Origin of the sequence: Roseburia zhanii (assembly GCF_014287635.1) — a bacterium.
Taxonomy (GTDB): domain Bacteria; phylum Bacillota; class Clostridia; order Lachnospirales; family Lachnospiraceae; genus Roseburia_B; species Roseburia_B zhanii.
Map to the genome: position 1 here is coordinate 163721 of NZ_JACOPH010000007.1, position 14001 is coordinate 177721.

Here is a 14001-nt window from a genome sequence, read left to right on the forward strand (position 1 = left end):
GTGAACGGATATGAAGAGAAAATAAAAGACCGTCTGTTTCTGGAAGTGTGCAATGCGGCAGGCAGAGAGGAATGGGACGGACTGGCGCATCAGCAGAAGGAAAACCTCATGCTGGTATGCCGTCTCAGCGGGTATGACGAAAAGTTTCAGAGGGACTGCGGACTTGTCACCAGAGAGCAGATGGAGCATTGGGGGATAGAAGAAGAGGTGCTTTTTCAGGATGCATGGGCAAATATGTTTGCAAAACGTCCGCCGGTCCTTATGGACTTTGAGGATGCCTACGGGCATAACTATGACCAGAATATCCTTGCGATGGAGAAAAAAACGGAGAGAATCTGGAGGACGGATGCCGACTTTTATGTCCTTACCAACAACATGGATCATGGGGCGGTGTACATGATGGACGAGGCAACGCTGCAGAAATCAGCAGAAAAGCTGGATGGAAATCTGATCGTCCTTCCGGCATCCATCCACGATGTGTATCTTATGGTGGAGAGGGAAGGTCTGGACATGGAACGGCTGAGGGATGGGGTATATGGAGCAAACAGGGCGTTCCCGGAGACAGACTATCTGTCCGATGAGATTTACCGATATGACAGGGATACGCACAGGCTGTCTGTCATACCGGGGAGCGTGCAGGAAGAGCAGGCAGGAATGGTGCTGTATCAATAGTGTGTTTTTCTGAAAATAATTTCAACTGAGAGTTTAAATTTGGAGGTAAAGTGATGAAACAGGCAGTCGTTACGATCAAATATGATGAGGAAAAGTTAAATGCTGTGAAACAGTATATGGGAAAAAAGGACGCAGATTTTGATGCGGAGCTGAAGGAAGTCCTTGGGAAAATGTATGAGAAATATGTGCCGCAGGCGGTCCGTGAGTACATTGAAAGCAGAGGGGATGTGCCGCCTGCAATCAAAAAGGCAAACCGCCAGCAGGGCAAAAACAGTGTGGCATCCGGCAGTGCTGCGGAGAATGAGTAGGGAACGGAGGAAGCATGGACAAGATAAAGATTCTGAAAGTAGAGCCGGGGGAACCTCCCTGTGTGAAAGAGATTGCGAATGACTTTAAGGCAAGTCAGGCAGAGGTGGAGGGGGACATTGAGTGCGTTGGTTTTGGAGATGGATGTGTGGCAGTAATCAACGCTGAAGGGAAACTAAATGGAATGCAGCCGAACCGCAGGAATGGTGCTGACATCATCTGCGGTCCATTTTTTATCTGTGGGGATACCCCGGACGGTGATTTCATTTCCCTGACAGAGCAGCAGATCGAGGAATATACCAGACGATTTGGAGGGATTGAGCAGTTTACAGGGCAGGAGCCGGAACTGGAGCCGCATATGACCATCCTCGCTTTTTGAGAAAGTGGCAGGACAATGGAAAGGAAACGGAACAGACACCGCCGTGTGAGCCTGCGTGTGGCAACGTGTGCCGTTATTCTGCAAAACTGGATAAAGTAACCGACTAGGCAGTATTCTGCCCTGTGTGAGCCAATTTGGAGGAATTAACAGAAAACCCGGAGTGCGGAGGCATATAAGACTCCGAAAATGGGGATGAAAGGGGGCTGTAAAACAGGGTCGAAAATAGTGCAGGTTAAAGGGGTTATGCCGCAAAAGAGCGGCTTAACCCGTCAGACGCCCACCGGCAGAGCCGTTGGGCAGTTCTAAGCATGGCATAACTTTTTGGGAAGCTTCGGAAAGGTTATGCCATTTTTATTTTTGATACAGCGCAATCAGGCAGTAGAGGCCGGCAGAAGTTATGCCTTTTGCGGAAACAGGGAAAAAAGTCTATAGACAGAGGAAAAAGAAGGAGGAAATGAGTAGTCCCATGGGGTGAGGTGCGCACCACTACCAGAATGGGACGATGAAAGTATTGGAATTATTTGCAGGAACAAGGAGTATCGGGAAAGCCTTTGAACAACGGGGACATGAAGTATTCAGTGTGGAATGGTCGAAAGATTTTGAAAACATTGATCTGTATGAGGACATCAGCAAGGTGACGGCGGAGGATATCTTAAAACTTTTTGGAAAACCGGATGTCATCTGGGCGAGTCCTGACTGCGCTACTTTTAGTATTGCAGCGATCAGCCATCACAGAAAAAAGAATCCAGAGACAGGAAGTCTTGAACCGGTCAGTGCATATGCAAAATTCTGTGACAGGGTAGACAAACATGTGCTGGAACTCATTGAGCAGCTACAGCCAAAGTATTATTTTATAGAGAATCCGAGAGGCGGCATGCGCAAGATGGAATGGATGAAGAACCTGCCAAGATATACAGTGACCTATTGCCAGTATGGAGATAACAGAATGAAACCGACTGATATCTGGACGAATCATCCGAACCCTGAATTTCTGCCGATGTGTCATAACGGTGATTCATGCCATGTACCGGCACCGAGGGGAAGCAAGACAGGAACGCAGGGACTGAAAGGTTCGAGGGAGCGCAGTGTGATACCGCAGAAACTGTGTGAGCATATCGTAGATATTTGTGAGGAGGGATGAAATGAATACAAAAGCAATTTATACCGTTCACGAAAACGGAAAGGAACACTATTTCTTTTCGGAACATGCGGGAGGTTTCAGTTACCCTTTTGCAGTAGCTGATTTTCTGCATAGTCTAAAAGGTGTGCTGAATGACCCGATGTCTCCACAAAAAGGATTATGTGCAGCACCAATGCTGGAACAGACGAAAGGCAATTATTTGTTCCCGGAAGAAATAGAGGGAAAAGAATTGTTTACTGCGGTTAAAAAAGAGCAGATGTTTCAACTTGCAGTGAAAGAACAGGCATCATTTGGAATTGAAATCGATATGGAACAGGATACGGTATCATTCCATTTCCGGGAGGGAGAGGAAGAACTGCAGGAATTTTGTGACATAGGATTTCCAAGGCATGGAGAAAGGGGAGAGTATAGTGGTGAAACCTTTTATTATGCTGCGGATAATCTGAGAGTCAAAAATATGATGGACGGAATTGAAATGTCGATCAGTGCGGAAAACGAAGAAGCATACAGGAGCATGATATTAAAGGCTGTGCAGAAACAAACTGAGGAGCAGAGTACAGGAATGAGCCAGCAGATGTAAGGAGATGGAGGAGAATGGAAAAAGTCAGAAAAGCATTTTACGTTGAAGAAGAACTGCTGGGGCAGGTAGATGCCCTGTTACCACAGGCAGATGTGCGTTCACGAAATGAATTTGTCAATCAGGCACTGCGGTTTTATATCGGATATCTCACTTCGGAAAAAATAGAAAATTATATGCTGACAACCATCTCCTCTGTCATGCATGCAACGGTAAAGGACAGCGAGAACCGCATGGCTCGTGCAATGTATAAACTTGCAGTGGAAACTTCCAAGCTGTCCCATGTGATTGCATACAGCCATGGCGTGGATGAGCAGGCACTCGGAAAGCTGCAGGCAAAGTGTGCAGAAGAGGTGAAACGGATCAATGGAGCAGTGAGATTTGAGGATGCATATCAATATCAGCAGGGGGATCGTTTTTAAGAAATAATTTATTGAAATGCGGTAAGACTTACAGTATGATAAAAGAAAAGGAAGGAGTGGTGCATGATGACACAGATGAAGGAACGGGCAGTTGAGCTGATAGAACGTATTCCAGATGAAAAAATGTTTTATGTGATCAATATTCTTCAGAATCTTGAGGAAATGTCATCCAACAGACCTGCAGATAAGAAACAGGCAATGGAAGCACTCCAGAATGTGCTGAAGTTCAGCGGAAGATTACCGGAAGATTTTGACGCAGATAAGGAATTACAGGAGGCAAGGGAGGAAAAGTATGGTAATATTGGTTGACACAAATATTATTATAGATGCACTTGCCAATCGGGAACCATATGCTGATGATGCAAAAAGAATTATGGAAAAATGTGCGGCAAGGGAAATCACAGGAATACTTGCGGCACATAGCATACCAAACTTGTTTTATATTCTTAGAAAAAATTTCAGTCAGGAAGAAAGAAGATTTCTTCTGAAAAATTTATGTGAGATATTTCAGATTTCTGATTTGAATGAAAAGAAGATAGTAGCTGCATTGGAAAACAATGCATTTTCAGATTTTGAAGATGGTCTGCAGGAAGAATGTGCAGTTGAGGCCATGGCAGATTATATTGTTACACGAAATCCGGCTGATTTTAAGCATTCAAGAGTAAAAGTAATTCTCCCAGACGAGTTGTTGAGAGAGTTAGAAAAAAATTAATTATCAGAAGGGAATACAGGACCATTACTTCGGTAGTGGTCTTTTCTGTACTCTTAAAAGCTGTGAATTTATGAGGAGGAAACATAGTTGAAAGATTTTGAAGGGTTCATTAAGAACTATGCTACCAGAGATTTTATCTATTTTTTTGCAGAAAAATCTATTGAAATATATAAAAATCAAGTAGAAAAATTAGATGAACATTTGGTATGTAATATTACATTTCCTTTAAACATTATTCAGCATGGTTTTATACATAAGCAGGCAAAAGTCATGTTATCGGCATGGGATATTCCAAACATGGCATATCTTTCTATCACGAATTCCAATGATTACAGAAATGATATTATGACAGAACAATTAGCAGGAAGAGTGGTCAACCTGTATCGTGGGTATGAAAATAAGCATTCAGGAAGTGAATATATTGGAAATAATGGACTGCCTAGTATATTCAAATATTTGATGGGAATGTCATATGAACAATTTAAATACGCAAATCCGGCATGGATATATCAGAACTATAACCGCAATTACCATATGCTGATCGGTTCGCCTAATATTAACAGGGAAAAAATAGTTGATATCAATGTGATTACAAATGAATTATTTGGACTTACAGCAGAGGAATTGTTGGAAGTAGAATGTATTATCTGGTGGCTGTGTTCTATTCATCCAGATCCATTAAGCGCACCGGAAGAGTTATATAGAGAAAAAGAAAATAGCATTCTGACAAAGAAAAATCTGGAGCAGGTTATAAGTTATTATTCTGTGACCTATGAACAGGTGAGAAACTCATCATTGGGAAAACAGATTTTTTACAACAAACCATTTGTGATTACGCAAAAGACAAAAGAAACGATTGCGGTCAGTTTCTATTTGGTACAGATGATGATAGCAGATGGATTGTACTGGCTGATTCGGGATTACTATCACAATAATCATTGGGGACAAAAATTTATAAATGCTTTTGGAGAGATGTTTGAGGATTACTTTGAAGAACTGGCAGGTTTATATCTGCCCAAGAATTCATGGCATAAGATTCCAGAGGAAAGAAAAAAGAGTGCAGATTATTATGTTGAAGTGGATGAAGCGGTATTTTTGTTTGAGTTAAAATCAGGATTACTTGGACTGGGAGCAAAACAGCAGGTGCCGGATGTTGGGCAGATTGATACATTTTATAACAGGAACATAAAAGAGGCATATGAGCAGTTGAAAGTATCAGAGCAGGAATATAGAGGGGAGAAACCAGTAATAAAGGTTTTTCTTTTGTATGAGAGTATGACTAATACGCAGATGATCATGGCTTCATTGCCGGAAATATTTGAGCAGGACCCAGAATGTTATATCATGACAATAGATGATCTGGAGATGCTTCTGGCTGCCTATAAAAAGGATAAGAGCAGATTTGATGATGTTGTGAAAGCACTTGTTGGAAATAAAAGAGATGGCAACGACTATAAGAGTGTTCTGGAAATATTGAATATATATCAGGCAGTTGGCGATATGCACTTTATTGGAGAAAGAGATTATTTCAATAAAATAGCAGAAAAGCTGAAAAAGGAATTAGGGACAGACCAATAAGGAGGACACCATGCCAAAACTTATCCTACGCTGCAACTACCTCAAAAACTCCCCGCCCGCACACCTTGCTAATTACATCAATTACATCGGCACCCGTGAGGGCGTGGAGAAGGTAGGCAGCACGACATCTTCACTGCCAGCCACCGACCGGCAGAAAAGTCTGATTGAAGATATTCTGGCAAAGATTCCCGATGCGAACCGGATGCATGAGTATCACGATTATATCCAAAGACCAACCAGAGAAAATGCATCGGAGTTTATTACGCAGGCGTTGGAAAATAACCTTGACATCATAGCGAAAAAGAAAAATTATATGGATTATCTGGCAAACAGACCGGGAGTAGAAATCATAGGTACTCACGGTCTGTTTTCAAATGAGGGAGAACCAGTGGTGCTGTCCCGTGTGGCAGAAGAGGTGGCAAATCATCCCGGTGTGATCTGGACGAATGTCATCAGCCTGCGGAGGGAGGATGCCGAGCGGTTAGGCTATGACAGTGCCGCCCAGTGGCAGGCACTGTTGAGGAGCAGGGTGCAGTTGCTGTGTGAGAATTGTAAGATAGACAGCCGGAACCTGAAATGGTATGCGGCATTCCACAATGAATCCCATCATCCCCATGTGCATCTGGTGGTCTATTCTTCTGATCCGTCCGAGGGATACTTGACGGCAAAGGGAATTGATGCCATGCGTTCTGCATACGCACATGATATTTTCCGGCAGGAGTTTCTAAGCATCTATGAGAAGGCAACCGAACAGAGAAACCAGTTAAAAGAGCAGGCAGAAAAAAGTCTGCTTTTTTTGTTGCAGCAAATGCAGGAGGGAGTCTGTCATAATCTCAAGATTGCAGAGCAGATGCAGCTTTTATCCAGACGGTTAAAAAATACCGGAGGGAAAAAGGTATATGGATACTTAAAGGCAGATGTGAAGGCCATCGTAAATGACATTGTAGATGAACTGGCAAAGGAAGAGCGTGTGGCAGAATGCTATCAGGCATGGCAAAAAAGCAGGGAGGAGATACAGCATTACTATAAAGATTCGGAAATAGAGAGGATACCGCTGTCACAGCAGAAGGAGCTAAAGAGCGTTAAAAATATGGTCATCCGTGAGGCAGTCCGTTTTGGAGAAGGGTATCTGTATCTGGAAGAAGCGGAAACGGGAATGGAACGGCTGGAAGAGATATCTGAACAGCAGACAGAAAGCCTTGCCACATTGCAGGGGGAGGACATGCCGGATATCCTGCCTGGACAGATGGAGGAGCAGGAACCAGACAGGCAGGAAGAAGAGCATGGGGAATCCGCTTCTTATTTTGCCAGATGGACGGACCGGTATAAAGAAGCGAGGGAATATCTCTACGGCACAATGGAAAAAGAACCGGATGAGGAGGCAGCCCATGAGATTATGCTGGAAGAGGCAGAGCAGGGAAATGCGTATGCCATGCACGACATGGGAAAGATTTATGCGCAGGGCATTGGCTGTGAGGCAGATAAAGAAATGGCAGATGTGTGGTACAAAAAAGCATTAGCGGCAATGCATTATGTAGAGCAGAAGAAAAGAAATACCTATCTGGAATACCGCATCGGAAAAATGTATCAGTACGGACTTGGCACAGACGAGAATCTGGAACAGGCAGCGGAGTGGTTTTCCAAGGCGGCAGCAAAGGAACATAAGTATGCGCTCTATTCCCTTGGCATGCTCTATCTGCAGGGGAAAGGAGTGGAGCAGGATGAGGAAACCGCATATAGTCTGCTGTTCCGTTCTTACAGCAAGGGAAATCCCTATGCGGCGTATGAACTTGGAAAACTGTATGAGACAGGATGCGGAACAGAGAAAAATCAGGAAAAGTCGGAAAATTGTTATCGTGCAGCCTTTCTAGGTTTTCTGAATCTTGAGAAAAGATCAAAGGATGATACGCTCTGGTATCGTATCGGCTGCATGTATCTGCATGGGATCGGGACAGAGGCAGACGAAACGAAAGCGGAACATTATCTGACAAAGGCATCTGATTATGGCAACACCCATGCCTCCTATCAGCTTGCCAGACTCTATATCAGACAGGAGAGCCAAAAGTTAAGCGGGGAGTCTGGGACAGAGCTGGATGTTGAAAAGATTGCAAAAGCGGTAAAGTGGCTGGAAGAATCAGCCGCACAGGAAAATCCGTTTGCGGATTATGCAATCGGACGGTTGTACAGGGAAGGCACACTGGTAGCAGAGGACATGGAAAAAGCAGTGTTCCACCTGAAACGTGCCACAGATGCCAGAAACAGCTATGCACAGTATCAGCTTGGGAAAATATATCTGGAAGAGGACACTAAAAACATTCCGGCAGCCATACAGTATCTGACACTGGCTGCGAAACAGAAAAATCAATTTGCAGCATACAGGTTAGGGAAACTTTATCTTGCCGGAGAAGAACTGCCAAAGAACACGGAACTGGCACTGCATTATCTGAAGATGGCGGCAGACACCGGAAACCAGTATGCACAATATGCCCTTGGGAAAGTGTATCTGATCGGAAAGGATGTCCAGCAGGACAAGGAACTGGCATACGATTATTTTTTAAAATCCGCAGAGCAGGGAAATATTTATGCAGCGTATTTTTTAGAACACTGGAATGATATGCCACACCCCGATCTGTTCTTAATGGCAACAAGGCTCATGCGGCATCTGGAACATATCATCGAAGAGAATGTGGCTGGAAGAAAGAGTGGAGGACGCAGGCAGGGGATTGACAGAAAGCTGGCACGAAAAATCCGGCAGAAGAAGATTGCACAGGGACATGCCGTGGATGACCATGAGAACATGGTACAGACACAGTGATCACTGGAGGAGTGGTAGAAATGATGAGAGGAGGTACGATTGGGAGATTTTATTTACTTTACAGAGGAACAGAAGGAGCGTGCCAATGCAGTACATATTGCGGACATCCTTCGCCGGGAGCATGAGGAGGTGGAGCGTTCCGGGAATGAATGGCGCTGGAAACGGCACAGGAGTGTGACTTTCCGGGGGAGCAGTTGGTATCGCCACAGCAGACAGGTTGGAAGCCATGCCATTGATTTCATGCAGGAATTCTTTGGGATGTCCTACCCGGAGGCGGTAAGCTACCTGCTGGATGGAGAACAGGGGCAGCTTATTGAACGGGGAAAAGGACAGGAGACAAAAAGAAAACCGGGAAGAGCGGAGAAAGGACGGCAGTCTGTAGAAAAAGAACAGACAGAGGAAAGAAAAGAACCGAAAGAGCCAAAGGAACTGAAACTGCCGGAGAAAAATCCGACCATGAAGAGAGTCTATGCATATCTTCTGCAGAAACGTCATATTGACAGGGAAATCCTCTCGTATTTTGCGAAGGCAGGAACCATATATGAATCTGCGGAGCATCACAACATTGTATTTGCCGGACTGGACAGCGAGGGGAAAATCCGGCATATCCATGTGAAGGGGAGCTGTTCTGACGGCAGGAGTTTCCGGCTGAATCAGGAAGGCTCGGAAGCTGCCTACGGATTTGGATACAGGGGAACCGGGAACAGACTGTATGTGTTTGAGGCACCCATTGACCTGTTATCATTTCTGTCCTTGTATCCAGAGAACTGGCAGGGGAACAGTTATATCACCTTAAACGGTGTGGCAGAGCATGCCATGCTGCAGGCATTGAAAGACAATCCCAGACTGGATACGGTTGTGCTGTGCCTTGACCATGATCCGGCAGGCATAGAGGCGTGTGGCAGACTGGCAGAGATTCTGGTACGCAATGGATATGGTGCGGTAAAGAGGTTACAGTCAGCCTGCAAAGACTGGAATGAGGATTTAAAAGGCAGATATGGTGAGGAAACAATTCCGGCACAGGAGCATCCGAGAGTCATGGAATGCAGGGCATGGACAGAGGTGCTGAAAGAAGTGACGGAATCCATCAACATCAAGTATGCCAACAGAAGTTATATCTGCCGTTATTATCAGGATATTTATAATGAACTGAAAAAGGGCAGGGGCAGGGAACAGCTTATGGATGCCTTTGACGGACCGGGGATGCTTTTGACCGGAGTGCTTGTGCGGTGCATGGAAAAAGAGGGAATCGCACTTGGCAGGGAAACTAGTGCAGACCAGATACTGGAAAATCTGTCAAAGCGTTATCAGCCGCATAAAGACAAGGGAAACTTCAACACCCGCATCCGGCAGATGCAGGCAGCCTTTGAAGAAACACTGGAGGTGTTCGATACAAAAGACTTAGAACAAAAAGAAGATCAGGAACTGCTTGCCAGAAAATGTATGAGCCTTGCGATGGAATGCATCCGGGCTCATATTTTTGTTGCCATCGACTGCGGGGAAGAGCAGATGAAGCCGGCAAAACAGACTGTGAAGGAACAGAAAATGGAACATCAGGAGGGAGGAATGATGCTATGCAGCCAGTCGTGATGCTGGTGATCGCAGGGGTGGCAATGTTTTCCGTGATTGGAGGCGTGTCACTTCTGTCACACTATTATACATTAAACGGAATCAAGAGCAGGACTGTCGGGGACGGCCAGCATGGAACGGCGAGATTTGCCACGAAAAAGGAAATCGCAGAAACCTATGTGCAGGTGCCCTATGAACCGGAGCTGTGGCGCAGGGGTGAGAACCTGCCGGCTGCACAGGGACTGGTACTCGGCAGCATGGAGCGGGCAGGAAAACTATACGCACTGGTGGATACCGGGGATGTGCATTGCCTGATGATTGGCGCGGCAGGAGTCGGAAAGACCGCACATTTTCTGTATCCCAACATCGAATATGCCTGTGCCTGTGGAATGAGTTTCCTGACCACGGATACAAAGGGAGACTTATACCGCAACTATGCAGGCATTGCAAAAAAATACTATGGCTACCATACGGCAGTCATCGATCTCCGTAATCCGACCAGAAGCGATGGTGACAATATGCTCCATCTGGTCAACAAATACATGGATGAGTATCTTGCAGACCATACGGACTTGAGTGCCAAGGCAAAAGCAGAAAAGTATGCAAAGATCACGGCAAAGACCATTATCTCCTCCGGTGGTACGGACAGTTCCAGCTATGGACAGAATGCATTTTTCTATGATGCGGCAGAAGGCGTGCTGACGGCAGCCATCCTGCTCATTGCGGAATTCTGCCCGGATGGAAAGAGGCATATCATCAGCGTGTTCAAACTGATACAGGATTTACTTGCACCATCCAAAGTGAAAGGGAAAAACCAGTTCCAGCTACTTCTGGCGAAACTCCCGGATACCCACAAGGCGAAATGGTTTGCAGGGGCAGCCTTAAATACAGCAGAGCAGTCCATGCAGTCGGTTCTCTCCACAGCACTATCCAGACTGAATGCTTTTCTGGATTCCGAGCTGGAGCAGATACTCTGTTTTGATACCGCTATTGATGCAGAGCTTTTCTGTAAACAAAAGACGGCGGTGTTTCTGGTCATGCCGGAGGAGGACAATACAAAGTATTTTATTATTTCTCTGATCTTACAGCAGCTCTACCGGGAAATCCTCGTGGTGGCAGACGAGAACGGAGGAAAGCTGGACAACCGTGTAGTTTTCTATTGGGATGAGGTCGGAACGATTCCGAAGATTGAAAGTGCAGAGATGATGTTCTCAGCGTCCCGATCCAGAAGGGTGAGTATCGTACCCATGATTCAGTCCTTTGCCCAGCTTAATAAGAATTATGGGAAAGAGGGCGCAGAAATCATTATTGATAACTGTCAGGATACCATCTTCGGAGGGTTCGCACCGAACTCGGAATCAGCGGAAGTGCTCTCCAAGAGCCTGGGCAACAAAACCGTCATGTCCGGTTCCATCAGCCGGGGAAAGAATGATCCGAGCCAGTCCCTCCAGATGATCCAAAGACCGCTCATGACAGCGGATGAATTGAAGTCACTGCCCAAAGGAAACTTTATCGTATCAAAGACTGGGACTCACCCTATGCGGACAAAACTGAAACTGTTCTTAAAATGGGGAATCACATTTGAAGAACCCTATGAGATTGAAGAAAAATCTGCAAGAAAGGTAGCATACGCAGACAAGCAGGAAATTGAAGAGGAGATCATACGGAGATATATGTGCTGTATGGAAGAACCAGACGAGACACCTGCAGAAACGGCAAGGACAGGAGGCATGCAGCAGACACCGCTGACGGACACCATGAAAAAGATGCGGCAGACCTTACGGACGGAAGATTAGGAGGCAGGGTGACTAGGAAAGAAATCTATGAAACGGAGCTGCCACACAGGGCGGTGGCGGTCTATCTGTATCTGGAGACTCGTGCGGACAGGGAGAGGACATGCTATCCGGCAATCGGTACCATTGCCAGAGAGCTGCACCTGTCTGTAAGTACGGTCAAGCGTGCAATCCACGATCTGGAATGTGCAGGATTTATACAAAAAAAGCAGAGATGGCGTGAGAACGGAGGAAAGAGCAGCCTGCTCTATGAAATCATAAAATAGGCACAAAGGGATTACTGCGCCGGTCAGGTGAACTATGGTATGGTTCACTGTGGCCTGTGCAGGGAACTTTTCACTTTAAGGGGAAGAACAGAGAAAAGAAAATACAGTTGGCAATATGAAACATCAATATATTTTTTTGGAAAAAACTAAGAATTGAAGTATTATCAGATGGATTATGTGGGGGATTCATAAAGTAGTGGTATCAACATGACGATATAGAAAATGCAGGGAAGCATTGTATTTCAAAGAGTTTGAGATACAGTGCTTCTGCGTTTCTATAGGAGATAGTCGTTCTATGCGAAAAATAGTCATTTGATGCGGAGAATGATCGAGCGGAAGATTTGTTTGATATAATAAAGAGTGCTAGGTGAGACTTGTATGGTTTACAGGTATGAGAGCAATCAAAGACAGGAATGAAAAATATGAACATTATTATTTGTGATGACAGGATAGATGACAGAAAAAATTTGTCAGATTTGCTGTCAAACTATGGTGAAAAAAAGAATTATGAGTTTACTATTACAGAATATGAATCCGGAGAACAGTTATGCGAAGAACAATCAGCTTTGGAAGCGTGTCAGCTATTATTTCTGGATATCAATATGCAGGGGATGGATGGGCTGAAAACAGCTATGAGGATCAAAGAAAAATACCCAAAACTTCCGGTTGTACTTGTGACGGCATACATGAATTACGCACTGGATGGATATAAGGTGAAAGCAAGCCGTTTTCTGCTGAAAGATAACCTTGCAGATACTATAGAAGAATGTATGGATGATTTGATAGCAGAAATTAATAAAAACCGTAGGATTCTCGAATTTCGTTTTGTGGAAGGAACGATAAAACTTTATGCAGATGACATCATTTATATAGAAACAGAGCTTCACAAAAATGTATTTTATACAGAAAAAGGGACATTTCAGATTTATAAAAAACTGGATGAACTGGAAAACGAATTAAAGGATATGGGATTTGTGCGGGCGCATTTAAGTTTTCTTGTAAATATGAAATACATTACCAAAATCAGCAGTTATGTGATGACACTTACGACAGGAAAAAAGATTCCGGTTCCCAAGGCACGATATGCACAGGTAAAGAGGGAATATATGCTGTATAAGGGAGAAGAATAACATGACATTCTGGGTATTGACATTTATTGCGGAAATGCTGGAAGTAAAAGGAACGCTATACTTTTTTGATACTTTTATGGAAAAAAGAGATGGCGGATATAGGAACAGATATAGATTTTTTGTTTATTGCGGAGTGCTTTATCTGGTAGCAGTCACAGGGGCATGGATCGGAATGTTAAAATGTATCCCGATTATACTGGTTATGTCTTTCCTGAATCTGGCTTATTATGAAGTTTCCTTCCGGCAGAGTTTTTGTTTTCAATCATCAACTATACAATGCTTGTATTGATTGATTATGTGACTGTTTTGCTGGGAAGAGGAGGTTCAATCCAAGAAAAATGGTTTTTACAGGCACTGATATCAAAGACGGTTTTTATCATTCTGATGTTGTTTATCAGAAGATTTAGCAAGACAAGAAAAAGCTGCGGTCTGATTACAGGAAAAGAATGGTTACAGTTTTTCTGTGTTCCTGTATTTACGGTGGTCGGTTTCATTCTTATGTTTTATTCAGAAAACGATGATATGCAGAATGTATTTTTATTTCTTTCGGTGGGACTGGTTGCGATTAACCTTATCCTTATGGAGTTCATGCAGAATACCATTGAAAAAGAAGAGAGAATAAAAATTGCGGTACTTACGGA

14 protein-coding genes and 1 pseudogene are annotated in these 14001 nt (G+C 44.4%); all 15 read left to right on the top strand.

The features are described from left to right. Positions 1–672: a DUF5688 family protein gene (locus H8S17_RS09910; protein ID WP_186867186.1), complete on the top strand. Its 672-nt coding sequence runs from the start codon at positions 1–3 to the stop codon at positions 670–672. 53 nt (positions 673–725) lie between these two features. After that, entirely contained in the window at positions 726–980 is a 255-nt protein-coding gene (locus H8S17_RS09915) for a DUF6103 family protein (RefSeq protein WP_006857299.1), read from the top strand. A gap of 14 nt (positions 981–994) precedes the next feature. Further along, on the top strand, positions 995–1357 hold the full coding sequence (locus tag H8S17_RS09920) for a DUF3846 domain-containing protein (protein WP_186867187.1): 363 nt from the start codon (positions 995–997) through the stop codon (positions 1355–1357). Positions 1358–1859: 502 nt separating this feature from the next. After that, positions 1860–2498, top strand: coding sequence for a DNA cytosine methyltransferase (locus H8S17_RS09925; RefSeq protein ID WP_006857340.1), 639 nt, complete (start codon positions 1860–1862; stop codon positions 2496–2498). Position 2499: 1 nt separating this feature from the next. Then, on the top strand, positions 2500–3078 hold the full coding sequence (locus H8S17_RS09930) for a hypothetical protein (protein ID WP_117947347.1): 579 nt from the start codon (positions 2500–2502) through the stop codon (positions 3076–3078). A gap of 14 nt (positions 3079–3092) precedes the next feature. Beyond that, positions 3093–3497 (top strand): hypothetical protein, encoded by a 405-nt coding sequence (locus tag H8S17_RS09935; RefSeq protein WP_186867188.1) that lies wholly within the window; start codon positions 3093–3095, stop codon positions 3495–3497. 66 nt (positions 3498–3563) lie between these two features. Beyond that, positions 3564–3806: a hypothetical protein gene (locus H8S17_RS09940; RefSeq protein ID WP_015517141.1), complete on the top strand. Its 243-nt coding sequence runs from the start codon at positions 3564–3566 to the stop codon at positions 3804–3806. After that, positions 3790–4209 (top strand): PIN domain-containing protein, encoded by a 420-nt coding sequence (locus H8S17_RS09945; protein ID WP_118177352.1) that lies wholly within the window; start codon positions 3790–3792, stop codon positions 4207–4209. The genes H8S17_RS09940 and H8S17_RS09945 overlap by 17 nt, the downstream gene beginning before the upstream one ends. An 87-nt stretch (positions 4210–4296) precedes the next feature. After that, entirely contained in the window at positions 4297–5787 is a 1491-nt protein-coding gene (locus H8S17_RS09950; protein ID WP_243238043.1) for a hypothetical protein, read from the top strand. A 10-nt stretch (positions 5788–5797) separates the two neighbouring features. Then, a complete protein-coding gene (gene mobP3, locus H8S17_RS09955) occupies positions 5798–8602 on the top strand; it encodes a MobP3 family relaxase (protein ID WP_117947345.1) in 2805 nt (934 codons plus the stop codon). Positions 8603–8641: 39 nt separating this feature from the next. Continuing rightward, positions 8642–10192, top strand: coding sequence for a DUF3991 and toprim domain-containing protein (locus H8S17_RS09960; RefSeq protein WP_117947344.1), 1551 nt, complete (start codon positions 8642–8644; stop codon positions 10190–10192). Further along, on the top strand, positions 10177–11967 hold the full coding sequence (locus H8S17_RS09965; RefSeq protein ID WP_186867189.1) for a VirD4-like conjugal transfer protein, CD1115 family: 1791 nt from the start codon (positions 10177–10179) through the stop codon (positions 11965–11967). Before H8S17_RS09960 ends, H8S17_RS09965 begins: the two co-directional genes overlap by 16 nt. Before the next feature lie 8 nt (positions 11968–11975). Continuing rightward, entirely contained in the window at positions 11976–12230 is a 255-nt protein-coding gene (locus tag H8S17_RS09970) for a helix-turn-helix domain-containing protein (protein ID WP_006859185.1), read from the top strand. Positions 12231–12652: 422 nt separating this feature from the next. Next, complete coding sequence (locus tag H8S17_RS09975) at positions 12653–13360, top strand: LytR/AlgR family response regulator transcription factor (RefSeq protein WP_243238044.1); 708 nt, start codon at positions 12653–12655, stop codon at positions 13358–13360. 252 nt (positions 13361–13612) lie between these two features. Beyond that, a pseudogene (locus H8S17_RS16530) lies at positions 13613–14001 on the top strand (sensor histidine kinase); the annotation flags it as partial.

Coding starts and splice junctions, on each gene's coding strand:
- H8S17_RS09925 (WP_006857340.1), top strand. CDS start 1,860: ATGAAAGTATTGGAATTATTTGCAGGAACAAGGAGTATCGGGAAAGCC.
- H8S17_RS09975 (WP_243238044.1), top strand. CDS start 12,653: ATGAACATTATTATTTGTGATGACAGGATAGATGACAGAAAAAATTTG.
- H8S17_RS09945 (WP_118177352.1), top strand. CDS start 3,790: ATGGTAATATTGGTTGACACAAATATTATTATAGATGCACTTGCCAAT.
- H8S17_RS09930 (WP_117947347.1), top strand. CDS start 2,500: ATGAATACAAAAGCAATTTATACCGTTCACGAAAACGGAAAGGAACAC.
- H8S17_RS09920 (WP_186867187.1), top strand. CDS start 995: ATGGACAAGATAAAGATTCTGAAAGTAGAGCCGGGGGAACCTCCCTGT.
- H8S17_RS09915 (WP_006857299.1), top strand. CDS start 726: ATGAAACAGGCAGTCGTTACGATCAAATATGATGAGGAAAAGTTAAAT.
- H8S17_RS09965 (WP_186867189.1), top strand. CDS start 10,177: ATGCAGCCAGTCGTGATGCTGGTGATCGCAGGGGTGGCAATGTTTTCC.
- H8S17_RS09935 (WP_186867188.1), top strand. CDS start 3,093: ATGGAAAAAGTCAGAAAAGCATTTTACGTTGAAGAAGAACTGCTGGGG.
- mobP3 (WP_117947345.1), top strand. CDS start 5,798: ATGCCAAAACTTATCCTACGCTGCAACTACCTCAAAAACTCCCCGCCC.
- H8S17_RS09940 (WP_015517141.1), top strand. CDS start 3,564: ATGACACAGATGAAGGAACGGGCAGTTGAGCTGATAGAACGTATTCCA.